Source organism: Prochlorococcus marinus (genome assembly GCF_001180245.1).
GTDB lineage: Bacteria > Cyanobacteriota > Cyanobacteriia > PCC-6307 > Cyanobiaceae > Prochlorococcus_A > Prochlorococcus_A marinus_F.
In genome coordinates, this window is record NZ_CVSV01000037.1 from 40,473 (window position 1) to 60,786 (window position 20,314).

Annotated in this window: 26 protein-coding genes and 1 tRNA gene; 11 read left to right on the forward strand and 16 right to left on the reverse strand. The window is 30.7% G+C overall.

Annotated elements, in window-relative coordinates:
- Positions 1–18: 18 nt before the first annotated feature.
- Complete coding sequence (locus AMO19_RS00810) at positions 19–630, reverse strand: nucleoside triphosphate pyrophosphatase (RefSeq protein ID WP_075506928.1); 612 nt, start codon at positions 628–630, stop codon at positions 19–21.
- 66 nt (positions 631–696) lie between these two features.
- On the opposite strand from AMO19_RS00810, the gene AMO19_RS00815 reads away from it, so the two are divergent.
- Positions 697–2,226 carry a cobyric acid synthase gene (locus tag AMO19_RS00815; protein ID WP_075506929.1) on the forward strand — a complete coding sequence of 510 codons (1,530 nt, stop codon included), beginning with the start codon at positions 697–699 and terminating at the stop codon, positions 2,224–2,226.
- A complete protein-coding gene (locus AMO19_RS00820; protein WP_075506930.1) occupies positions 2,223–2,477 on the forward strand; it encodes a 2Fe-2S iron-sulfur cluster-binding protein in 255 nt (84 codons plus the stop codon). Before AMO19_RS00815 ends, AMO19_RS00820 begins: the two co-directional genes overlap by 4 nt.
- 1,044 nt (positions 2,478–3,521) lie before the next feature.
- On the opposite strand, the gene AMO19_RS00830 is transcribed toward AMO19_RS00820, so the two are convergent.
- From AMO19_RS00830 to AMO19_RS00845, 5 genes are all read right to left on the reverse strand, one after another.
- Positions 3,522–3,719: a hypothetical protein gene (locus AMO19_RS00830; protein WP_075506932.1), complete on the reverse strand. Its 198-nt coding sequence runs from the start codon at positions 3,717–3,719 to the stop codon at positions 3,522–3,524.
- A 263-nt stretch (positions 3,720–3,982) separates the two neighbouring features.
- Entirely contained in the window at positions 3,983–4,585 is a 603-nt protein-coding gene (locus tag AMO19_RS00835; protein WP_075506933.1) for a rhomboid family intramembrane serine protease, read from the reverse strand.
- Between the two features lie 91 nt (positions 4,586–4,676).
- Positions 4,677–4,835: a hypothetical protein gene (locus AMO19_RS08375; RefSeq protein ID WP_179850462.1), complete on the reverse strand. Its 159-nt coding sequence runs from the start codon at positions 4,833–4,835 to the stop codon at positions 4,677–4,679.
- 452 nt (positions 4,836–5,287) lie between these two features.
- Positions 5,288–5,372, reverse strand: a tRNA-Ser gene (locus AMO19_RS00840).
- A 62-nt stretch (positions 5,373–5,434) separates the two neighbouring features.
- Positions 5,435–6,457, reverse strand: coding sequence for an extracellular solute-binding protein (locus tag AMO19_RS00845; RefSeq protein WP_075506934.1), 1,023 nt, complete (start codon positions 6,455–6,457; stop codon positions 5,435–5,437).
- Between the two features lie 102 nt (positions 6,458–6,559).
- Here AMO19_RS00845 and AMO19_RS00850 point away from each other — a divergent pair, with 102 nt between their 5' ends.
- Both AMO19_RS00850 and AMO19_RS00855 read left to right on the forward strand, forming a co-directional pair.
- A complete protein-coding gene (locus AMO19_RS00850) occupies positions 6,560–7,225 on the forward strand; it encodes a Fe2+-dependent dioxygenase (protein ID WP_075506935.1) in 666 nt (221 codons plus the stop codon).
- A gap of 86 nt (positions 7,226–7,311) precedes the next feature.
- Positions 7,312–7,551: a hypothetical protein gene (locus tag AMO19_RS00855; protein WP_075506936.1), complete on the forward strand. Its 240-nt coding sequence runs from the start codon at positions 7,312–7,314 to the stop codon at positions 7,549–7,551.
- An 88-nt stretch (positions 7,552–7,639) separates the two neighbouring features.
- Here AMO19_RS00855 and AMO19_RS00860 read toward each other — a convergent pair whose 3' ends face one another.
- From AMO19_RS00860 to AMO19_RS08380, 5 genes are all read right to left on the reverse strand, one after another.
- Positions 7,640–8,965: an iron uptake porin gene (locus tag AMO19_RS00860; protein WP_075506937.1), complete on the reverse strand. Its 1,326-nt coding sequence runs from the start codon at positions 8,963–8,965 to the stop codon at positions 7,640–7,642.
- Positions 8,966–9,091: 126 nt separating this feature from the next.
- A complete protein-coding gene (glyQ, locus tag AMO19_RS00865; protein ID WP_075506938.1) occupies positions 9,092–9,970 on the reverse strand; it encodes a glycine--tRNA ligase subunit alpha in 879 nt (292 codons plus the stop codon).
- A 145-nt stretch (positions 9,971–10,115) separates the two neighbouring features.
- Positions 10,116–10,502, reverse strand: a complete 387-nt coding sequence (locus tag AMO19_RS00870; RefSeq protein ID WP_075507005.1) for a DUF1824 family protein — start codon at positions 10,500–10,502, stop codon at positions 10,116–10,118.
- 22 nt (positions 10,503–10,524) lie between these two features.
- Positions 10,525–10,857 carry a phenylpyruvate tautomerase MIF-related protein gene (locus AMO19_RS00875; protein ID WP_075506939.1) on the reverse strand — a complete coding sequence of 111 codons (333 nt, stop codon included), beginning with the start codon at positions 10,855–10,857 and terminating at the stop codon, positions 10,525–10,527.
- A gap of 2 nt (positions 10,858–10,859) precedes the next feature.
- Complete coding sequence (locus AMO19_RS08380) at positions 10,860–11,033, reverse strand: hypothetical protein (protein ID WP_179850463.1); 174 nt, start codon at positions 11,031–11,033, stop codon at positions 10,860–10,862.
- A 149-nt stretch (positions 11,034–11,182) separates the two neighbouring features.
- Between AMO19_RS08380 and AMO19_RS00880 the strand changes: the two genes are divergently transcribed.
- Together AMO19_RS00880 and AMO19_RS00885 are read left to right on the forward strand one after the other, a co-directional pair.
- On the forward strand, positions 11,183–11,821 hold the full coding sequence (locus AMO19_RS00880; RefSeq protein ID WP_075506940.1) for a methyltransferase domain-containing protein: 639 nt from the start codon (positions 11,183–11,185) through the stop codon (positions 11,819–11,821).
- A 108-nt stretch (positions 11,822–11,929) separates the two neighbouring features.
- Positions 11,930–12,175, forward strand: coding sequence for a hypothetical protein (locus AMO19_RS00885; RefSeq protein ID WP_075506941.1), 246 nt, complete (start codon positions 11,930–11,932; stop codon positions 12,173–12,175).
- Between the two features lie 5 nt (positions 12,176–12,180).
- On the opposite strand, the gene AMO19_RS00890 is transcribed toward AMO19_RS00885, so the two are convergent.
- The 3 genes from AMO19_RS00890 to fldA all read right to left on the reverse strand — a co-directional run bounded on the left by AMO19_RS00890 (position 12,181) and on the right by fldA (position 14,637).
- Positions 12,181–12,834 carry a DUF3386 domain-containing protein gene (locus AMO19_RS00890; RefSeq protein ID WP_075506942.1) on the reverse strand — a complete coding sequence of 218 codons (654 nt, stop codon included), beginning with the start codon at positions 12,832–12,834 and terminating at the stop codon, positions 12,181–12,183.
- Between the two features lie 76 nt (positions 12,835–12,910).
- Positions 12,911–13,969, reverse strand: coding sequence for a chlorophyll a/b binding light-harvesting protein (locus AMO19_RS00895; RefSeq protein ID WP_011818785.1), 1,059 nt, complete (start codon positions 13,967–13,969; stop codon positions 12,911–12,913).
- Positions 13,970–14,112: 143 nt separating this feature from the next.
- Positions 14,113–14,637: a flavodoxin FldA gene (gene fldA, locus AMO19_RS00900; protein WP_075506943.1), complete on the reverse strand. Its 525-nt coding sequence runs from the start codon at positions 14,635–14,637 to the stop codon at positions 14,113–14,115.
- A 140-nt stretch (positions 14,638–14,777) separates the two neighbouring features.
- Here fldA and AMO19_RS00905 point away from each other — a divergent pair, with 140 nt between their 5' ends.
- The 5 genes from AMO19_RS00905 to AMO19_RS00925 all read left to right on the forward strand — a co-directional run bounded on the left by AMO19_RS00905 (position 14,778) and on the right by AMO19_RS00925 (position 17,428).
- Positions 14,778–15,512 (forward strand): AhpC/TSA family protein, encoded by a 735-nt coding sequence (locus tag AMO19_RS00905; RefSeq protein ID WP_075506944.1) that lies wholly within the window; start codon positions 14,778–14,780, stop codon positions 15,510–15,512.
- A 16-nt stretch (positions 15,513–15,528) separates the two neighbouring features.
- Positions 15,529–15,792, forward strand: a complete 264-nt coding sequence (locus tag AMO19_RS00910; RefSeq protein ID WP_075506945.1) for a SemiSWEET family sugar transporter — start codon at positions 15,529–15,531, stop codon at positions 15,790–15,792.
- 78 nt (positions 15,793–15,870) lie between these two features.
- Positions 15,871–16,095, forward strand: coding sequence for a hypothetical protein (locus AMO19_RS00915; RefSeq protein ID WP_075506946.1), 225 nt, complete (start codon positions 15,871–15,873; stop codon positions 16,093–16,095).
- Between the two features lie 204 nt (positions 16,096–16,299).
- A complete protein-coding gene (locus AMO19_RS00920; protein WP_075507006.1) occupies positions 16,300–17,094 on the forward strand; it encodes an AEC family transporter in 795 nt (264 codons plus the stop codon).
- Positions 17,095–17,176: 82 nt separating this feature from the next.
- Positions 17,177–17,428, forward strand: a complete 252-nt coding sequence (locus tag AMO19_RS00925; RefSeq protein ID WP_075506947.1) for a CopG family transcriptional regulator — start codon at positions 17,177–17,179, stop codon at positions 17,426–17,428.
- On the opposite strand, the gene AMO19_RS00930 is transcribed toward AMO19_RS00925, so the two are convergent.
- Both AMO19_RS00930 and AMO19_RS00935 read right to left on the reverse strand, forming a co-directional pair.
- The gene (locus tag AMO19_RS00930; RefSeq protein ID WP_075506948.1) at positions 17,425–19,230 is read right to left on the reverse strand and encodes an ArnT family glycosyltransferase; all 1,806 of its coding nucleotides are present in this window, start codon (positions 19,228–19,230) and stop codon (positions 17,425–17,427) included. The two genes, AMO19_RS00925 and AMO19_RS00930, sit on opposite strands and share 4 nt — an antisense overlap.
- A 6-nt stretch (positions 19,231–19,236) precedes the next feature.
- Positions 19,237–20,313 (reverse strand): glycosyltransferase family 4 protein, encoded by a 1,077-nt coding sequence (locus AMO19_RS00935; RefSeq protein WP_075506949.1) that lies wholly within the window; start codon positions 20,311–20,313, stop codon positions 19,237–19,239.
- Position 20,314 lies beyond the last annotated feature (1 nt).

Sequence of the window (20,314 nt, forward strand, 5' to 3'; positions counted from 1 at the left end):
TTTTTTTGCTCAATTTTATTATCTATATAAATTTTCTCTAAGCCATGGCAAACTTAATCCCATTACATTACTGAAGCAACCCTCTATTTTTTCTATATATTTACCCCCTATACCTTCTAAGGCAAATCCTCCCGCGCAATATAAAGGTTCATTTGTATCTACATAATTCTTGATTTCCCAATCTTCCAAATTAGAAAAATAAACTCTTGAACTTACTGTTTTTTTTATTATTTCAGTGATTTTAAAAATTTTGGAAGTTGAATCAAAATCCCCAATTATTAGAGTATGACCAGTATGTAAAAATCCAAATTCTCCAGACATTTTTTTCCATCTATTAAATGCTTCCTCTTTATTAGATGGTTTTCCATAAGCCTCTCCTTTAAATTCAAAAATTGAATCGCACCCAAGTATTTCCAAAGGACCATAATCAAATTTTTCTGGCAATGATATGTTTTGAATATTTTCATATAAACTATTAGCCTTTTGAAAAGATAATTCCAAAGCTAAATTAAAAATATTCTTTTCTTTAATAGTATTTTCATCAAAGTCACTTGATATTTGGATAAATTGAATTTGACAATTTTCTAGTAATTTCTTTCTAGATTGAGAAGCAGAGGCTAGAATTAACACAAATTTTTTACCAAATTATAATTCAATTTAATAATTAATAAATTTTAAAATTAATATAAATTACTAATGGAGTTAGAAGCACAATTACATGTAATAAAAAAACCAATAATGGTCCTAGGCACTTCCAGTGGAGCGGGTAAATCATTAACGGTTACTGCTATTTGCAGAATTCTTAAAAATTTAGGAGAAGAACCAATACCTTTTAAAGGACAAAATATGAGTAACAACGCTTGGGTTGATTTGGAAGGTGGAGAGATGGCATATTCTCAAGCACTTCAGGCTTTTGCTTGTGGTATTAATCCTTCTGCAGAGATGAATCCCATTTTATTAAAACCACAAGGAAACTCAATAAGCGAGGTGATTCACCTTGGCAAAAGCATGGGGACCACAACCGCACAAAATTATTATAAAGATTGGTTTATTCCAGGCTGGGAAGTAATTAAAAAAAGTTTAAAGTCTATTTACGATCGGAATCCGAATTGCCGTTTAATTATCGAAGGGGCTGGAAGTCCGGTAGAGATGAATTTAATTCATAGAGATCTGACTAATTTAAGAGTTGCTAAATATTTAAATGCAAATTGCATTTTGGTTACTGATATTGAAAAGGGAGGCGTATTTGCACAAATAATTGGTACTCTTGAATTAATGAAGCCTGAAGAAAAGAAGCTTATTAAAGGAATTATTATAAATAGATTTAGAGGAGACCTCTCATTATTTGAAGATGGGAAGAAATGGATAGAGAATAAGACTCAAATCCCTGTTATTGGAATTATTCCATGGTTAAATGATTCATTCCCTCCAGAGGATTCTTTAGATTTAATAGAAAAAAAATCACTTTCTAAAAATCCTGAAATCAAAGTTGGAATTATAAAATTACCATCTATTAGTAACTTCTCGGATTTTGATCCCCTAGAAAATGAAGAAACAATATTTATTGAGTGGATTAGAAAATCACAAAACCTAAGTAAGTATGACTTCATTATTCTGCCCGGCAGTAAACAAACGATTAAAGATCAAATATTTCTTGAAAATTCTGGCTTATCTAAGGATATAAGGGACTATTCAAAGAATGAAGGAAATATTATTGGAATATGTGGAGGTTTACAAATGTTAGGGACTGCAATTGAAGATCCGTATTTCAAAGAGGGTTCCAAAAATTATTCTGAACAAAAAATTAAAGGTATTGGATTACTACCAATAAAAACGACTTTCTTTAAAAAAAAATTAACACGTCAAATTAACTCTAAATCTATATGGCCGTGCCAATCAGAAATTAATGGATTTGAAATTCATAATGGTCAAACTGTATTAGATGACATCCAAAATTCATTAAGGATTAATCCTATTTTTGAAGATTCAGATCTTGGTTGGTACAAAGAAAATAATAAAGGTGGAACTATTGCAGGAACATACATTCATGGGCTCTTTGAAAATGACAGTTGGAGAGCGCAATATATTAATTTAATAAGGAAGAGAAAAAATCTACCAATATTAGAAAAAAAATCAATATCTTATAAAGAGAAGAGACAATCCATTATTGATAATCTTGCAAATGAATTCCACAAACATTTAAATCTCAAATCATTTTTAAGTTGAAAGAAACCAAAAATATAAAAGTAATATGGCCAAACAATAAAGAAACCATTGTTTCCGATGGTGATGACTGGTTTTCTTCTGCTGAAAAAGCAGGTTTAGAAATCCCTACTGGCTGCCTGACAGGAAGTTGTGGAGCCTGTGAAATCGATGTAAATGGTGAAACAGTAAGGGCTTGTATAAGTGAAATTAAAAATAATAAAAAATGTAAGTTGCAAGTTTCATTAACTACAGACCCGTTTTGGGAAAAGTAAATTTCACTAAACATTACCTAATTATTAGATAAAGGAAAACATAATAAAAAAATGATCCAAAAAATGTGTTTATTAGAATTACCTTCTTTTTGATTTTTGACGATGCAATAATATAACTACCCAAAACATGAGGTAGGATTGGGAAAGATCTAATGATTAAAATATAAAAAGATCTAAAAGTAATATTGTCAAAAAATTTATAAAGATTATTTCTTTCCGGTTTTTTTAAAAATAATATATTTCTAGAAAATTTAAATTTAATTTTTCTCAGAATAAGAACTTGAATTACACTTAAAATTGATAAGGCAGGAGAAAAGAACAAAACATAATTCAACCCAAAAATCTTTATTAAGATAAAATCAAAAATAATTGTTAATGGGAGGCCTAAAAATATAGAAACTGTATTTAAAGCAATCAAATATTTGTATTGAATATTATTAAATAGGGACTCAAGATCATAGGTATACTTAAATATTAGAGCAAAAAAATAAACCCCTAAATAGGTAAAAAATATTTTAAAAATTACTGAATTAAAATTTAGATCTTTTTTATTCATATGAGATGAACATTAAGAACAATTATCAAAAATGTAGAGGGCAAATAACATCTTTTCCTACAAGGGAAATTATAGAATCAAACAGGAAATATTCGGAAAGTAACTTATTTTATCCACTATCAAATCTTTCATAGGGAATCCCTAGAAAGATATAGGAAAGTGAATAGAAGCAAAGAATTTGCATAAAAAAAGACCCTGATAACGGGGTCTATTAAGGTTTTTACAAAATCAAGTGTTTCCTTGTTTCCACTGCTTCTGTAAAACCACTCCTTCACACACGTACACATTATGACATTGAATTCTTTTTCGTGGAAGCGCTGAATGGAATTTTACTTAACTGTCACATGTGACAGTTTCCCATTTTTAGACATAAAGAAAAAACACCCTAATTTAAAGAAAAGGGAATTTAATTATGAGAGATTAATGTGTGAAGAGTTTCTAATTTGTAAAACTCACTGGAAAAATATATACAGTATCTACAGTATTGATTAATAATTCTTTTCCCAAAATAGATAAAGATTTGAAAACTGGTTTTTAGTATCTACTATTGCGATACTTGTTGATATCAACTTCCATCCTGCAGAATTACGTTTTTTCATAATTGCTGCAAGTTCGTTTTCTTGTCTTTGAGTATTAGCATTTCCAACTGCGTAATATATATCAAGATCATTTTCTACATATGCCATTTTTTAAGGTGATGCTTTATTCGAAGTTAATATTACTCAATCTTTCATCACTACTGGGAAAGATTCGATAGGGTGATTTTAAATAAGACTTATATAGTATTATTACTTTCACCCCAAATTGCGATTGGATTACTGCTTATAAGTATTGGAATAGTAGTCTCTTTTGATATCAAAATTGATCTACTCAAAAATAAAGAGTAAAAGAAAAAAAGTTGGAAATCTTGGGAAATTATTATATTAATTTGATCAGATAATAATCTTAATTAGATTAAAAATAATAAACACCCTGCAATAAATCCACTTAAATGACCTAATAAACTTACTCCTGGCAAAAAAGAGAAAATCAAACCTATAAGGCATATTGTTTTCGACATTTTCTGAACTTCATAATTGGACTGAAAACCAATTTCTTTCCCTAAAAAATATTTCTTTCCATAAAAAGAAGTTAATAGTATGAATCCAAATAAAGCATAAATTATTCCACTAAATCCTAAAGCGGCATAATTCGGATAGATATTAAAATACGATAAGATCTTTTCGTAAAACCAGATAATAAAAAAATTTAAAAAAGAACAACTTAAAATAAATTTCAAATAAAAAAATCTGTTTTTTTTTCCAAGTCTCATTAAAAAATATCTAGTAATGATTATTCCACCGAGATTGCTTAATAAATGATTTAAATCTGCATGAGTAAGTATTGACGTGAAAATCCTATAAGGTTGATCACTAATTAATCTTGGTACAAAGTAAAAATATTCTTTATCAATAACTCCAATTAAATCCGTAATAATAAAAACTGAGATTAAAGAAAATCCAGTTACAAGATACTGCCAATCATATTTTGATATTGAATTATTAAAAGGCATTTTTTAGTTTTAAATTAAAAAAAGATCTTCTTAAATAGAAGAAAAGACCCTGAAAAGGGTCTTTTTTTAATATCTTAAAGTCTTATTGTTTTTAGTAAACTTTGCAGTGAGAACTTGTTGGGTGGTCTATACATTCTTTTTCCCAATAATCTAGTATTTGATCTTCTGGTAGTTGATAATTAAAATCATGCATTTTCCAAATATCTGAAGTTACATTTCTAAGGGCCATAAATGGATTGGTGAGTCTCATAAAAATAAAACCTCCTATATCTCTACTCCTTAATTATCCGCCTATTCAATTAAAATTAATAGAGTATTAATACCCGAGTATTAGTGCTTTGTGGTTGTCTCGACTATCTTTTCCCATTCAGTAGGACTAGTAATAATTCAGGAGTCAAAAGCACTTCATCGACTTTGTGGAAAGCGAAGTGCATAAGACTCAAAGAAGGTAAATTAATGCTCTCTTATTTATTTTTAGGAATTCCAGAAACTATAAATTAACGGAGAGTCTAGAAGTTGAGTTCAGACCCTATGTGCTGATATGGGAAAGATATGGAAGGGTAAACCAACTCATAGTTAATAAACCCACAACAAATCCCACAACACAAAATAAGAAATTGAAAAGTTAAGTCCAAATTACTGGAAAATCTTCAAGTCTATGACTAATTCCTAAGTTAAAATTTTCGTCTAAAAAATATTTTACGGAGAGGGTGGGATTCGAACCCACGAATAGTTTCCTATTAAACGATTTCGAGTCGTTCGCTTTCGACCACTCAGCCACCTCTCCGCCTTTTTATAAGTATGCACGGAATGAAGCAAAAATTATGGACTATATAATTATCTTAATTTTCAATCCCACCCTGCATCTCTCATAAGTTTAATCGCTAAAGAATTTTTTTCTCCAAGATCTTCTATAGTTATTCTATCAGGGGTAAAATCTCCAAAGTTCTTAACTATTTCATTCTGATTAACTTCCTTCAAAGGATGTTCAAAAGTTGGAGCTGCCAAACCCTTACTTCCTTCAGGAGATGCTAAGAATTCGAGAAGCTTAATTGCTTCGTTTTTATTTGTTGCGTATTTTGCAACACCACCAGCACTAATGTTTACATGTGCAGGATTAGGTGTAAGAACTGTAGCTCTTTTAGCATATAATGCATCTCTTCTTCCATTTATTCCAGCTAGCATTCTTGCGACATAGTAATGATTAACTATACCAATACCACACTTTCTTTTTGAAACTGCTCTTACAATAGATATATCTCCTGGGAAAAAAGGTTGGGAAACATTTGAAATCATTCCACTTAACCAAGCTTTAGTTTCTGATTCACCTTTATTGAGTATCTGATTAGCGACTAAAGATTGATTATATGGACTTTTTCTATTTCTTAAACATACTTTCCCTTTTAAAGAAGGGTCAGCCAAATCAGTGTAATCATTGATCTTGCTAACATCGACAACTTTTGGATTGGCGACCATAACTCTTACTCTTCTTGTTAATGCATACCATTCCTTATTTGGATCTTTTAATCCAACAGGTACATCATTTTCTAAATTAGAAGATTCTATTGGTTGAAGTAATCCAGCTTTGGCTGCATTAGTGATTCTTGCGGCATCTACTAGCAATATTAAATCAGCTTGAGAATTTTTTCCTTCTCTTTTTAACCTTTCAATTAAAGATATACCAGCAGCTTCGATTAGTCGAACTTTTATACCAGTTTCTTCAGCAAATTTTTTGTAAACACTTCTATCTGTATTGTAATGCCTCCCAGAATAAACTTTGACTTCTTTTTCTGTTGAATTAGCAGGTATATTAATGTTTAGCAAAAATGTACATGTTAATACTGAGTAAAGTAGTTTTTTTAGATTTTGCACTTTTTCGAAATAGTATCTATGGTTACTTTATATCTATCTCCATAGCAAGGCCTCACAAAGAGAATTTCTATACATTGATTTGTATCATTTTTTATATCAAGGATGAATTATTTGACTCATAAACTATTGAATTCTGAAGAATTAAAAATACTCAGAAAAAATTTAGAAAAAGATTCACTAGAATGGGAAGATGGCAAGTTAACTGCCGGAAAGCATGCCGCTAAGGAAAAAAATAATTTACAACTAAGAAGAGATTCAGATTTATCAATAAAGTTTTCTGGATTGATTACAAGTAAAATCCTTAGTAATGAACTTATCAAGAGCTTTGCTTTACCAAAAAAAATTCATGGAACAATCTTTTCAAAATCAACAAGTGGGATGAAATATGGATGTCATATTGATAATGCTTATATGTCGTCTGGAAGAGCAGATTTATCTTTTACAGTATTTCTAAATTGTAAAAAAAAATATGAAGGCGGTGCTTTATCAATACAGGGTTTAAACTCAGAAGAAAAATTTAAACTTGATGCAGGAGAGATAATAATATATCCAAGTACATATTTACATTCAGTAGAAAAAGTTATTGATGGTGAGAGATTAGTATTTATTGGTTGGATTGAAAGCTATGTAAAAAGTATTGAAGAAAGAGAATATTTGTTTGATCTAGATGCTGCGGCAAGATCATTACTTGCTAAATATGGTAGATCAGAAGAAGTTGATCTAATTTACAAATCATATTCAAATTTCTTAAGAAGACTAGGCAATTGAATAAGTAATGCAACAAGCATCATTTTATACATCGATTAGAAAGATTAGCCCAAACTATTTATTATGTATACAGAAAGATTAATTAAATGAACAAAAAAACTTCCATTGCATTATTCTTAGCAACAACTAGTGTTGTAGCTCTGACCTCGACTGGAAGCTCAAGCTTAAAAGCAGAAGAAAGTGACTTAGGAGGACTTAAAGAATGGAATACAGATATGCCTATAGAAGCTGATTTCATTCTTGATGAACAAGCTCAAAAATTGGCGGATGAAGCAGCAAAAGCAAGTGTATGTGTTCCTATTGGAGAAGGAGAAAATTGTTGGTAAACTCTTAACCAATATAGAATTATAGATTACGAATTTTAAAAGAAAAAAAGGGGCACTTAAGTGCCCCTTTTTACATTAAGTTTAGAATTTAGAATTTAAACTTAGTAGTTACTGCTGCTCCAAAGATATCTTGATCAGTTGAACTTTGGATATCAGTTCCACCGAATACAGCAGGAATCACTGTTATTGAATCATTTGGTTTGAAGGAGTAACTTACTTCCCATAAGAATGGACTTAGACCGGCATCATCAGCAGCTGCACCATTAGCAGTTTCATCAACCTTTAATGGCTGACCAAAACCTATTCCGATGTAGTCAGAGTCTTGGAACATATCAGGCCAACCTAAACCAACAAAGTAACTACTTGCTTCTTTAACACTGTTACCTGTTTGCCCTTCCAGATTGATGATATCGTAACCAACAGATATTTCAGGCATCGCACTTCCTGAATCCTCTGGCCTCCAGTATGCTCTTGCAGCATAAGCTGTAGCATTAGAGTCTTCCTCAACAGCTACTGCAGCGTCAGTTGCGTAGTAACTAAATGAAGACCAATCTTCATGTTGCTGAGACAATGAAAGAGAAACATGATATTGATCTTGTGTATAAGCGAGCATTGTATCCCATTTATGCTCATCTTCATTGGTTAATAAACCAGATGAACTTTTTGCTCCTTTTGAAACTAAATTAGTACTAAAAGCGAATCCATTATCGCCAACATATTTAATACCACCTCCAGTAGCAGTGCTTGCACCGAATGCACCACTAAGACTACCTAACTTGAAAGCCTTATGGAATCCTGGTCTATAAATTGAGACAGGCGCTGCGTACATATAGTAGTTTTCAATCTTTGGACCAATTGTTGCTGTCCATTTTTCACTACTACCAATTGGTGTTGTATACCAGATTTTATCAACTTTAAGATCGTCAACACCACCTGAATAAGTATCTGTGTGATAGAAAGCAGTCTTTTCGTAGAAAGATCCGCCACTAACCTTACCATTACCAGTTCTTAAACGAACATAAAGATTGTCATCACCAGTAAAACTTGTATTTAAGTTCATGGTGTAGGTATACATCGTCTGCAGATTTTCTGTTGCAGATGAATTTACCTTAGTTGCACCATCTATTGCTGTAGCAGCAAAAACAGCACTACCATCAAGTGTAGTTGTATCTGAAAAGCTGCCAGCTTCTAAACCTTTTTGTTGAACCTCTAAACCGTCAACACGACCATTAAGATTTGCGATTTCGCCACTAACTTCATTAGTAAACGTTTTGCTATTAAATTTTTTTGAAGATTTGCTGCTACGAACGTAGTCATTCATTTCTTCAATATTTATGTCAGATGCTTGTGCAACAATAGGAGTTAATAAACTCATAGAAGCACATGCAACCAACATTTGTTGGAAGAGTTTCATTTTACCTCACACTAAAAATACCCATAGAGATGGGTAATTGGATTTTATCCAAGCCAGCCTTTTTGGGTAGGAATAATAGATTCAACTTCAAGTAACAAATGTTACATAATTTTTAACTTGAGATAATTATTCAGAAGTGCTTTTTATTAAGGGAAAATTCAAGCCATTTCTTTCTTCCATCCATGAAGATGCAACTTCTCTTGCTAATTTTCGAATCTTTTCAATATATTGTGCACGATCAGTAACTGAAATTACTCCTCTAGCATCAAGAAGATTAAATGTATGACTACACTTTAAAACAAAATCAAGCGCAGGGTAAGTTAATTTCTTTTCTATTAAAGAAATTGCCTCATCTTGATAGATATCAAATAATTTCCTGAGATTATCTGCATTGGATTCAGTAAAGTTATAAGAGCATTGACTTTTCTCAAATTGAAGCCATATATCGCTATAAGTTAAGTTTTTGTTCCAATTTAAATCCCAAATACTTTCCTTATCCTGCAAAAACATAGCAATCCTTTCTAATCCATAAGTGATTTCAATTGGGATTGGATTGCAATCTATACCCCCGCATTGTTGAAAATAAGTAAATTGAGTAACTTCCATTCCGTCTAGCCAAACTTCCCAACCCACACCCCATGCTCCGAGTGTTGGGGATTCCCAATTATCCTCCACAAATCTTATGTCATGATTTCTAGGATTAATTCCAAGAGATTCTAGAGATGTCAAATATTTTTCCTGTATTCCATCCGGTGAAGGTTTAATTATTACTTGATATTGAAAGTAATGTTGCGCCCTATTTGGGTTGTCGCCAAAACGTCCATCAGTAGGTCTTCTACATGGCTCTGCATATGCTACACTCCAAGGCTCTGGTCCAATAGCCCTTAAAAAAGTATGCGGATTCATTGTTCCAGCACCCTTTTCGGTATCATATGGCTGCATAATCAAACAACCTTCCTCTGACCAAAAATTATTTAAATTTTGAATTATATCCTGAAAAAACATTTAATTAAAATAGTGGAAGAATTTAGATCAATGCCACTTGACATAATAACAAAGCTTTAAAGTAAAAAATATTTTTAATTCCAAGTTCTCAAAAACATCATCCTATAAAAAACTTTCATAAAAATAGATTCTTGATAAAAATGGATTATGTAAAAAAATCTAATGGCAATGGTCCAAAAGTATTAGATTCTTTAGCACTTTCGTCATACTGACATGTTATTAAAATTCCTTCTCCAAGACCATTTTCAGATCTAACAAAAACATTACTAGTTTTTTGATTAGCTTTTAAAAAAACGCCTCCATAAGCATGAAGGGAATCTAGATTTCCAAATTGAATTGAGGAATATTTCTTAGAAATTGATTTCAATGCTTTAAAAGCTTTTTTATCACTAGGTGCCATTATGCCTATTGTTATCCAATCTGCATTAAAAATATTTACTTCTAGTTCCTCTAAAAGTTTTTTTTCCTGTCTATTACTTAATTGAGGAGCAGTTCTAAGGTTATTTAAATCAACTAAATTATTTATTTCCATTAGTTTTAAATATAAAAAATTCTTAACCAAATGTTCTTCCATTCCAAGCCCAAAATGAAGCTGGCACATCCTCAAAAGAAATATAAATCCTATCTAATGGGATCCCCATTTTCTCATATACAAAATCTGATATTGGCTTTGACATTTCAGAAGGGTTTAGAGAACCTATTGATTTGATTTCTAAAAAGCAAGAAGGGGTCTCATCGTCAAAATACATTTTGCAATTATCATCTATTTTAGCCATAACAAAACTTCTTGATTTGTTAGTTAAAGATGAAATAAGAATTGAAATTTCTTCAAGTAATTTATCTTTATCATTTACTTTTGCTGAAGTCGAAACATTAATGTAAGGCATCTCTATGCAGCAAGATAATCTTTCTTAGAATCATTTCCTAGATAAACAGTTTTATTTTTTAAGTTTCTTTTTGATGAAAGATATGCCATATCGTATGAACTTATTCCGTTTTTATAAGGATTGAAAAGAGCATTTTTAGACCTATTTTTTTTGCTCCTCTTGAACTCAATCATCATTATTAAATCATTAATTAATAATTTAACTTTTTTTGAATAGATGTCTAGTTTTTTTGAGAATTTTTAATTTATTAAATGAAAAAAATTCCTAATACACAATTAGAATTTCTTTTTACTAGATTTGAAATGTTGATTCTTAATTAGTTGCTTTGGAAGTTTTAAATAATTATCAAAGGAAAAAACTTGATGAGAGTAATGATGAAGAATTTTATTCTGATCCAAAATTTGTTTATCATCTAGATGCAAACTTCCGTCAAAATCTATCAGATTTATATGAAAGAGAAATTGATAATTACTCAACCGTTCTTGATTTAATGTCCAGTTGGGATAGTTATTTACCTAAATGGAAAAAATATAAAAAAGTTATTGGACATGGTTTAAACAAACAAGAACTTGAAAAAAACAAAATTTTTGATTCTTTTTGGATACAAAATTTTAATTTAAGTCAACAAATTCCTCTAGATAAAGAAAGCGTTGATTATTGCTTGATGGTTGCAGCATGGCAATATTTACAATATCCAGAGAATTTAACCAAAGAAATTGCAAGAATATTGAGTAGAAATGGCAAGATTATTATTGCTTTTTCAAACAGAGCATTTTGGCATAAAGCACCTAACATATGGACTTCTTCTACTGAAGAAGAGAGGGTTAAATATGTAAGAAGAGTATTAATCTCCAACGGATTTAATGAGCCAAAAATTATTAAAAAGTTTACTAAACCAGCACTTAATATTTTTAATTTTTTAAATAAAGATCCATTTTATTGTTTAATCGCTACCAAAGAGTAATTTTTAGTGGCATAGTATTAAACAACAACTTTATGAAAAAGTTATAAACTATTTTTCATAGCCATACTTTTAAATTTTTACTAATATTGGGTAGATAAAATTAATCATATGGGTTCTAAAAGAGAAAAATATCCTGAAAAATGTCCTTGGGATCTTGGCCCTAATCAACATTTAGCAAAAGAAGAAAACTGGACTTTAAGATTAGGAGAAGCAAATGTATGCTTTAGCAAAAATAAATTAGATAATAATTATTTTCATGTAATTAGTAATGAAAAGGAAGAGCAAATTCTAGCTTTTAGAGCAAGACTCTTATATCAAAAGCTACTTGATAAAGGGTTTAGATTAGTTGAATAAAAAACCTAATTTAATAAGCATAGACGTTCGAAAACAAACTTTTGTGTTTCTTCTTCTTCATATTGGTTTATGTATTTTATTGTCCTCGAATTTAATATCCAATAATCGTCTTGACCCATGTTTAGAAATTCATCCTCGTATTCCAATTTTTGAGAATTTTTCTCAAGTGTATCTGGATTAATTTGTTGACTACTGTATTTTTTGCTAAGGGAACCTGTTCCTGTATCTAAAAATTCTTCTACAAAAATTTCTATTATAGTCCCATGAATTTTTCTGTAGACCATATTAATACAGTTATTTTTAACTCTATATTTATCACCTTGATTCTTACCTGAAACACTCATTTCAATCCCACTTTCAGAATTTTTAAGTAGATTAAAATTATTTTCTGAATGCACTGCTTCAAATTCTCTCTTTACCCTATGTATACACACTTCAAATAACTGAGATGCAATACTTTTAACAACTTTATCATCTTCTATATTTTGAATATTTGGTTTAAAATCTTTACCTAATATGAAGTCACCTTTGTGAATATTATTCTTAGTCAAGAAAATACATTTACCTTGGTAACCATGAAAATCATTCTTCCAGGTGTAACGATTTTCATAAGCCTTTTTAAAAATCTCCTTACAATTAATATTTTGTAGATTATCCATTAACTTTTTAAGTACTTAAAATAATTTTACAAAAAAAAACCCCCCTGTTAGAGAAGAGTTTTTTTATTAATTTAAATTAGTTTTGAGTAATTTTCGTATTTTCAATATTGTCAAAAGCTTGACCAATTTTCTTAAAGTCAAATCCCATTGCCCTTAGTGCGTGCCAAAGATGACCTTGTAAGAAAAAGAAACCCAAATAAAAATGAGTATTAGCAAGCCAAGCTCTTGAGCTATACGCTCCTGAACCTAAATCTACTGTATCAGTAAAATAAGGGGCGAATTCAAATTGAAGCTTTAGGGGCTCTCCATATAGATCAACAGGATATATTGTCGTATTTGAAGCACACCAAAAAGCAGCAACAAAAGCCATATAAGAAACACCAACAACTGAGTAAGACAAAATTGCTTCAGCACCAAGTAATCCCTTTCCTTTAAATTCTGTATATTCTCCAAATTGTTTAGTACAAATATGGAAAACACCTCCAATTATTTCTAGGAAAGCTAGGAAAGCATGTCCTCCCATAACGTCTTCCAGACTATCTATTTTTAAAAAATCAAATTGATGGTTCCAGATAGCGGCGATATCTAAATTGTAAATAACTTGTCTTGTAGATCCTATTGCTGGGTCGTAAATTCCATGAATACGAGCCCATTCAACGAACATAATTGCTCCAAGGCCAAGAAATATTAGATGATGACCAAGAATAAAAGTTAATTTATCTGGGTCATCCCATTCGAAATCAAATTTTTGTGGCTTACTATTTTCTGGGTAGTCTCCAAGATCACCTGCAAATTTGTTGGAATGTAATAATCCCCCAGCACCCAATACTGCTGAGAAAATTAGATGTAATGTGCAAATTACAACAATTCCATATGGTTCTGTAATAACACCATTTTCAATACCACCAATTCCAATACCCGCTAGATGAGGCAAAACAATTGCTTTCTGTGCACCCATTGGAATACTGGCGTCGTAACGAGCCAATTCAAATAATCCAAAAGCTCCTGCCCAGAACATCATTAGACCTGCATGAGCAGCATGAGCAGCTATGAATTTACCTGAACGGCCAACAACACCAGAATTCCCTGCGTACCAGTCATAGGTGACATCAGATTTTCCGTAAGTTTGTAACACTTGATTTAAGTAAACAGCAAATTGAGCATATTGCTTATCGCTATTGTTTTTACATGTTCTTTACAGATTTAATTACTTATGTAAAAAAAACATATTGTGAAAGAACAAATGTTACAAGCTAGGGAAGTTATATCTTAGAAAGCTTACGCCAATGAAGGGATTTCACCTTTAAGCTGAGAAGCCCATGTTTCAAGACGCGAATCGGTCAAATCAGATTCACTATCTTCATCAAGAGGTAATCCACAAAAGCTTTCTCCAATAACACTTTTAGACTCATCAAATGTATAAGAAGATTTATCTACATAACCGACCATTTCGGCGCCTGCTTTTGTGAAGTAGCTATGAAGTTCTTCCATTGCATCACAATAGTTTTCTGTATATGTAGAAGAATCTCCTAAACCAAAAATTGCAACTTTTTTTCCTGATAAACTTAGTTCACCAATATCCTCTAAGATTGAATCCCATGCAGTTCCAGATCTTTCTTCCTCGGCACCAGTATTCCAAGTAGGTATCCCGCAGATAATTCCGTCAAGACCTTCAAATTCTGAAAGATCATCCACATCAGATACATCTTTAGGTGCTTCTGCTGAAGAGATAAAATTGTGAAGACGATCAGCTACGTCTTCAGTTTTTCCAGTTGTAGTTGCGTAATAAATTCCTACAGTCATAACTTCAAAATGTTTACATTAAAATAATAAAATCTAAAAACGTTAAATTAATTTCTTTAAAAACTTTTTCATGTAAAATTTTATACTAATCAAGGTAAGAAAAATTTTTTGAGAATAATTTATAAAAAATTCAAACCATCGTGACTGACAAATTTCAGAATGATTTAAAAAATCTTATTGAAGAATTCAACTTTAATGGGCATAAAAAATTCAAATTAATTATTTTATTTGGTTTATTGGGAGATTTTGATAGCTTTGAATATGCAATAAATTTGAAAAGTTTTATCGATCAAAATCAAGATAAAAATTTAGATATATTTGCAATTGCTATTGGTAACCAAAATGGGAAAGAAAAATTCTGTAAATTTACTGGCTTTCACGAAGAAGATTTAATAGTTGTTTCTGATAATCAAATTCACAATAATTTAAAAGTCTCAAGGGGATTAGATATTGGTTTAGGAGGTTGGATCAATATGCTTTTGATGTTATCAGGGATAAATTCTTTTAGAACAATCCAAGAAGTTATTAGAGGTTATACCGGCGACAGCAAAGCAAAGCAAATCTATTCTGAATCAGACAAAATTGATGTCTTAAAATTTTTAAAATTTTCAGGTAATTCTTTTAAGAAGGTTTTCGGTGATGGTTATTTGAGACCATTTGAATTAGCAACATTTAGATTAAATAATATGAATGAAATAATTCAAAATTGGAATGATTATATTCTTAATGAAGAATACCTTCCTCAAAGAGGGGCTTCTTTCCTATTGGATAATAAAAATCAAATTATTTATAAATTTTTTTCAAACGAAGTGCTTGGATATTCATCAAACATGAGGGAGCCCTTGGGATTTTTGAATGATTTAATTAAAGAATAGTTTTTAAAATATTTTTATGAATGTAGATTTATTTGGATATTTTGCAGCAATTTTAACAACAGCAGCATTCCTACCTCAATTAATAAAAACTTTAAAAACAAAAAAGGCAGATGATGTTTCTTTAACAACATTAATAATGTTTATTATCGGTGTTTTGTCTTGGATTATTTACGGTTATAAAATTTCTTCTACACCAATATTAATTGCAAATTTAATCACACTGATCTTAAATTTATTGATATTAATCTCAAAAATATATTTTTCAAAAAATAAAAATTAGTAAAAATTTTTTAAAGTTGATAAATATTAAATTTATTACTTAAATATTGATTAATATAAAACAAAAAATTTACTGATCTTGAAAACTTCGAAATGCTGGGTTTGGTTTAAAGGAAGCATTAACAATGGTGGATATTGGAAAGAAGGTTTTACATGTACTTTTGATGAGAACCCAGGAGTTTTGATAGAAAGTCCTGCTTATGTAACTTGTCGAGTTCCTACATGGAGAGTTTTGACTAAAGAACCAGAAAATTTATATAAATCTCCTCTAATACCTGACAAAGCAATCTGGAAAATAATTTAAATTCTCAATTAGCAATAAAAGCTTTTTGACTGTACTACACCGAGTTAAGATTGCTTTAATAGATATTTAATTAATACCATTTACTCACTTTTTATAAATATTATTCCTTTTTTAATCTTTGGTCTTCTTTTGGGAAAAAAAAATCCAAAGATTTCAAAATATATTGCAAGACCTCTAATAAGATTTGGTATTCCATTAAGTGTAATGGGTCTCCTATTAAAGGAAGGTATAGATATAAACCTAATTAAGAGTGCATTTTTAGCATTCTCAGTAATTGGATTTTTAATAACTTCAATAAATACAATCCCAATATTTAAGAAGAGGCTTCCAAATTACACATTACAGTTAGCAAGCCTAATAGGTAATACATCTTTTCTTGGAATACCAATTGCGCTAGCTCTACTACCTTCAACAACTATAAATTTCACTATTGGATTTGATTTAGGAACAACACTTTTCGCTTGGATATTTGGACCTTTATTTCTTCAAGAAAAATCCAACAGCAATAACATCCCAAACATCAAAGGATTATTAAATGCATTAATAAATAGTCCCGCATCAAGAGGGATTATTGGTGTACTTCTTGCATATCTTTTGCAGGTAGATGAAATTTTAGGCAATTATCTTTGGATTCCTGCAAGAATAGTTATTGCATTGGCAATAATAGTTGTGGGAACAAGACTTGGAATAATCACAAATCAAAATGAGAGGATTTTAGAATTAAATGAAGAAATTAAATTTTCAATTTTATTTAAGTTATTTATTCTTCCGTTTATTATTTTTTTAGTGTGCAAATTCTTAAATTTTAACTTCTATCAATCATCTGCAGTAATTCTTCAGGGAGCAACACCAACGGCAATTTCCACAATATTAATGGCAGAGGCCTATAGTGTAAACCAAAAAATAGCTTCAAAAATTCTTTTTACCACAACCTTAATTTCAATAATTACAATTCCTCTATTAAAAATATTTATGAATTTATTTATTCAAACAACTTGAATGATAGTTTTTTTAGAGCATGATTAATGAATATTGTAAAGATTATATCCTGATAACTAAATAATGTCTTAAGATTTATGTTATGAAGTCAGCAAACCCTGAAAATGAATATATCCCTTTAGATCTAAGGATTTCTGTGAGAAGGGACACTTTAAGGCTTATCTCAGAGATGGCTCAAGATATGGGAATAAGCATTAATGAAGTTTTTAGTTTTTTAGCCGAAGATTCTGTAATAGATCTCGAATTAATGGAAGATTTAAATAAAATAGATATCCCAAGCAAATGCAGCATTGATGATTTAAGAAATGCTCTTCTTAAAAAAAGACTTTGTTAAAATTTTTCAACTTTTCTATTTTCCCAATCAGATTTATAACCAGTTTTAACTAATAATCTCGAGTACTTATTTAAATCACTTTTTTGAATTCTCCATAAATTATAAATCCCAAATTTGCCCAATTTTTGATGATTTATTTTTGACCATTGCTGTCCTCGGGTAGAGTAATCATCTATTACTACCAATAGTGATTGGTATTCATAATCGGGTTGATCCTCATAATTTTTTCTCCGATCACTATTTAGCCTTTCTGACAAATTAATTAATCCCTCTTCAGTGTTTGGTTCATAAAAAACTATTTGTCTTGAATAATAGTGTAATGAAGGTTTTCTTATCCCGATCATTGCTAAAGTTTCCCTTCCCTCGCGATTATCTAAAATTAATTTTGAGATATTCCTTAAAGGTAATTGCCTTGAAGTATCTGCTAATTTTCTAATTGGCGACATCAAATAAGATTGTCCAATTAAAAGTAAAATTTGGAGATAAAGAAGGATATTTCTAGATTTTAAAGAAAATAAGATTATTGCAAGAAGGGTAAATGAAGAGAAGAACAATTTAGCTTTGAAAATAATCCCAGAGCTTATAAGTTCGGATGCAAGATTAGGCATTTCGGGATCATTAATTGAACTTAACCAAATATTCGAAAAAAAGAATGCTATTGAGAAGCCAAACAAAATTAAAATATTAAAAATCCAGAAATATAAATAACTTTTATTTATATTTTTTAAGCTTATAAAGCTATTACTTGTTAATAATGCTGCCGCCGGAATTGCTGGTAACCAATAACTAGGTAGTTTCGTTGCAGAAAGGCTAAAGAAGATTAAAACTGATATTAACCAACATAGGGAATATGTATAAAGGGTTTCAGTGACATTGCAACTTTCTTTTGAACTTTTAGAGAAATCATTAAAGGTTTTAAATATCCCATGATACAAAAAAGGAGTGAATGGTAATGATCCCAATATCATTATGTAAAGAAAAAACCATAATGGTTCTGCATGATTATTTACAACTGAGGTATATCTTTGAAAATTATGGTAACCAAAAAAATTGTCCCAAAAAGGCTTTCCCTCTTTTAGAAGTTCTAAAAAGTACCATGGAACACTTATTAATGTTGTTATTAAAATACCTTTTTTAAGGTTTATCTTACTGAGCAACGTTTTCCAATTCTTCTGACAAAATAAGAAAGACGTAATAGTCAATAATGCCAAAACAAATGCAACAGGTCCTTTGACTAAAATTGCAAAACCTAAAAATACCCAAGCTGAAATACATTGATCATTATTTTCACTTGCCATTCTTCTCCAAAACAAAAGCAGGCTAATCCCCAAGGTTCCAGTTAAAAGGGCATCACTCACGGCAGTTCTACTCCAAATAATTATTAATGGAGAAAGAGCAAAGCCTAATGATGCAACTATTGGAGTGAGGAATTGCCTATCACTCTTCTGTGGCCAACAAAACAATGTATCTCCAATCATCAACATTAAAAATAATGATGCCAAAGCTGAAGGGAGTCTTGCTGAGAGAGTCCCGAAACTATCCCAAATCTCGTTTTTCGGTAATGAGTAAAAAAACCCCATTAGCCAATAAATCAGTGGAGGCTTATCAAAACGGAATATTCCATTGACTTTTGGAGTTAACCAATCACCAGATTCACTCATTGCCCGTGCTGCAGCAGCAAATAAAGGGGGAGTTTCGTCCACCAATCCTGTAGTGCCTAAACCTAAAATAAATATAATGATCCCACAAATTAAAACTATCAATAAGGTTATAAGCCTTTTTTTTGAGTTAATAAGCATCATTTAATATTATTTATATTCATGCATTACCTTATTAAGCCAGTTCACAACCTTGTTAGCAAATATATCTGCGGAGGCATTTTTTTCTACCCATTCTCTACATTTATGACGCTTTATTTTTTCAATAATCTCTACAAAAGAAAGCATATTTTTTTTATCGTCAGGATCAGCAAGATAACCTGTTTGGCCATGCTGAATAATTTCACTAGGTCCTCCCCTTTTATAAGCTACAACAGGCACTCCACATGCTAAAGCTTCAACAATAACGTTCCCATAGGCCTCATTCCATTTTGGAGTATTTAGCAATCCTCTGCATTTACCAAGTTCTTTTTGTAATAGATCGGTCGATAAAAACCCCATCCAATCTATAGCTCCATGAGGGAATGATTTTTCTATCTTTGAGGCATATATCTCATCTTCTATAAATCCCCAAACTTTTAATTTTTCACCAAGTTGATTTGCCACATAAACTGCATCCTCCAAACCTTTCTCAGGAGCCACTCTTCCAACCCATGCCAAGGGTCCATTTACTGAATCTTGAAAAATATAATTATCTAAATTAAACCCATTCCCAATAATTGTTGGTTTTTTTATGAATGGATAATCACTAGCCTGCATTTTTGAATGAAAAGCAAAATTATTTGGATATTTCGCATATACCTTAGAGATTAAATTACTAATTACTGAACTTTCAGAGCCCATACTAATAATATGTGCAATGGGTATCTCTAAGTTTAGAGTCATCCAGATAGGTAACCAATCATAGGACATGTTCAACAATACATCTGCATTTTTAGCTATATCTATTCCCTTCTCAAGCATTCCTGCCAAAAGAGAATTATCTGGGATAATAACGGGAGAATTATAATTTTGATGCTGCCAACTAATTTGATCTTTACCTTCCACAAAATGTAATTTTGCTTTTACATTACTTTCATGTAACTCAGAATTTTTCGGAGCTACAACATCAACAGAATGACCTAAAGAAATTAAACCTGAAACTAAAGAATTTAAAGTTAATTCAACTCCACCACCTTTACCACTCCCTAAGAACCCTATTGGAGTACTAATTAAAACTATTCGCATT

Coding starts and splice junctions, on each gene's coding strand:
- AMO19_RS08375 (WP_179850462.1), bottom strand. CDS start 4,835: ATGAGACTCACCAATCCATTTATGGCCCTTAGAAATGTAACTTCAGAT.
- AMO19_RS00910 (WP_075506945.1), top strand. CDS start 15,529: ATGAATGTAGATTTATTTGGATATTTTGCAGCAATTTTAACAACAGCA.
- glyQ (WP_075506938.1), bottom strand. CDS start 9,970: ATGTTTTTTCAGGATATAATTCAAAATTTAAATAATTTTTGGTCAGAG.
- fldA (WP_075506943.1), bottom strand. CDS start 14,637: ATGACTGTAGGAATTTATTACGCAACTACAACTGGAAAAACTGAAGAC.
- AMO19_RS00885 (WP_075506941.1), top strand. CDS start 11,930: ATGGGTTCTAAAAGAGAAAAATATCCTGAAAAATGTCCTTGGGATCTT.
- AMO19_RS00890 (WP_075506942.1), bottom strand. CDS start 12,834: ATGGATAATCTACAAAATATTAATTGTAAGGAGATTTTTAAAAAGGCT.
- AMO19_RS00860 (WP_075506937.1), bottom strand. CDS start 8,965: ATGAAACTCTTCCAACAAATGTTGGTTGCATGTGCTTCTATGAGTTTA.
- AMO19_RS00870 (WP_075507005.1), bottom strand. CDS start 10,502: ATGGAAATAAATAATTTAGTTGATTTAAATAACCTTAGAACTGCTCCT.
- AMO19_RS00850 (WP_075506935.1), top strand. CDS start 6,560: ATGAATTATTTGACTCATAAACTATTGAATTCTGAAGAATTAAAAATA.
- AMO19_RS00875 (WP_075506939.1), bottom strand. CDS start 10,857: ATGCCTTACATTAATGTTTCGACTTCAGCAAAAGTAAATGATAAAGAT.
- AMO19_RS00830 (WP_075506932.1), bottom strand. CDS start 3,719: ATGGCATATGTAGAAAATGATCTTGATATATATTACGCAGTTGGAAAT.
- AMO19_RS00920 (WP_075507006.1), top strand. CDS start 16,300: ATGGGTCTCCTATTAAAGGAAGGTATAGATATAAACCTAATTAAGAGT.
- AMO19_RS00835 (WP_075506933.1), bottom strand. CDS start 4,585: ATGCCTTTTAATAATTCAATATCAAAATATGATTGGCAGTATCTTGTA.
- AMO19_RS00855 (WP_075506936.1), top strand. CDS start 7,312: ATGAACAAAAAAACTTCCATTGCATTATTCTTAGCAACAACTAGTGTT.
- AMO19_RS00935 (WP_075506949.1), bottom strand. CDS start 20,313: ATGCGAATAGTTTTAATTAGTACTCCAATAGGGTTCTTAGGGAGTGGT.
- AMO19_RS00815 (WP_075506929.1), top strand. CDS start 697: ATGGAGTTAGAAGCACAATTACATGTAATAAAAAAACCAATAATGGTC.
- AMO19_RS00925 (WP_075506947.1), top strand. CDS start 17,177: ATGAAGTCAGCAAACCCTGAAAATGAATATATCCCTTTAGATCTAAGG.
- AMO19_RS08380 (WP_179850463.1), bottom strand. CDS start 11,033: ATGATGATTGAGTTCAAGAGGAGCAAAAAAAATAGGTCTAAAAATGCT.
- AMO19_RS00930 (WP_075506948.1), bottom strand. CDS start 19,230: ATGATGCTTATTAACTCAAAAAAAAGGCTTATAACCTTATTGATAGTT.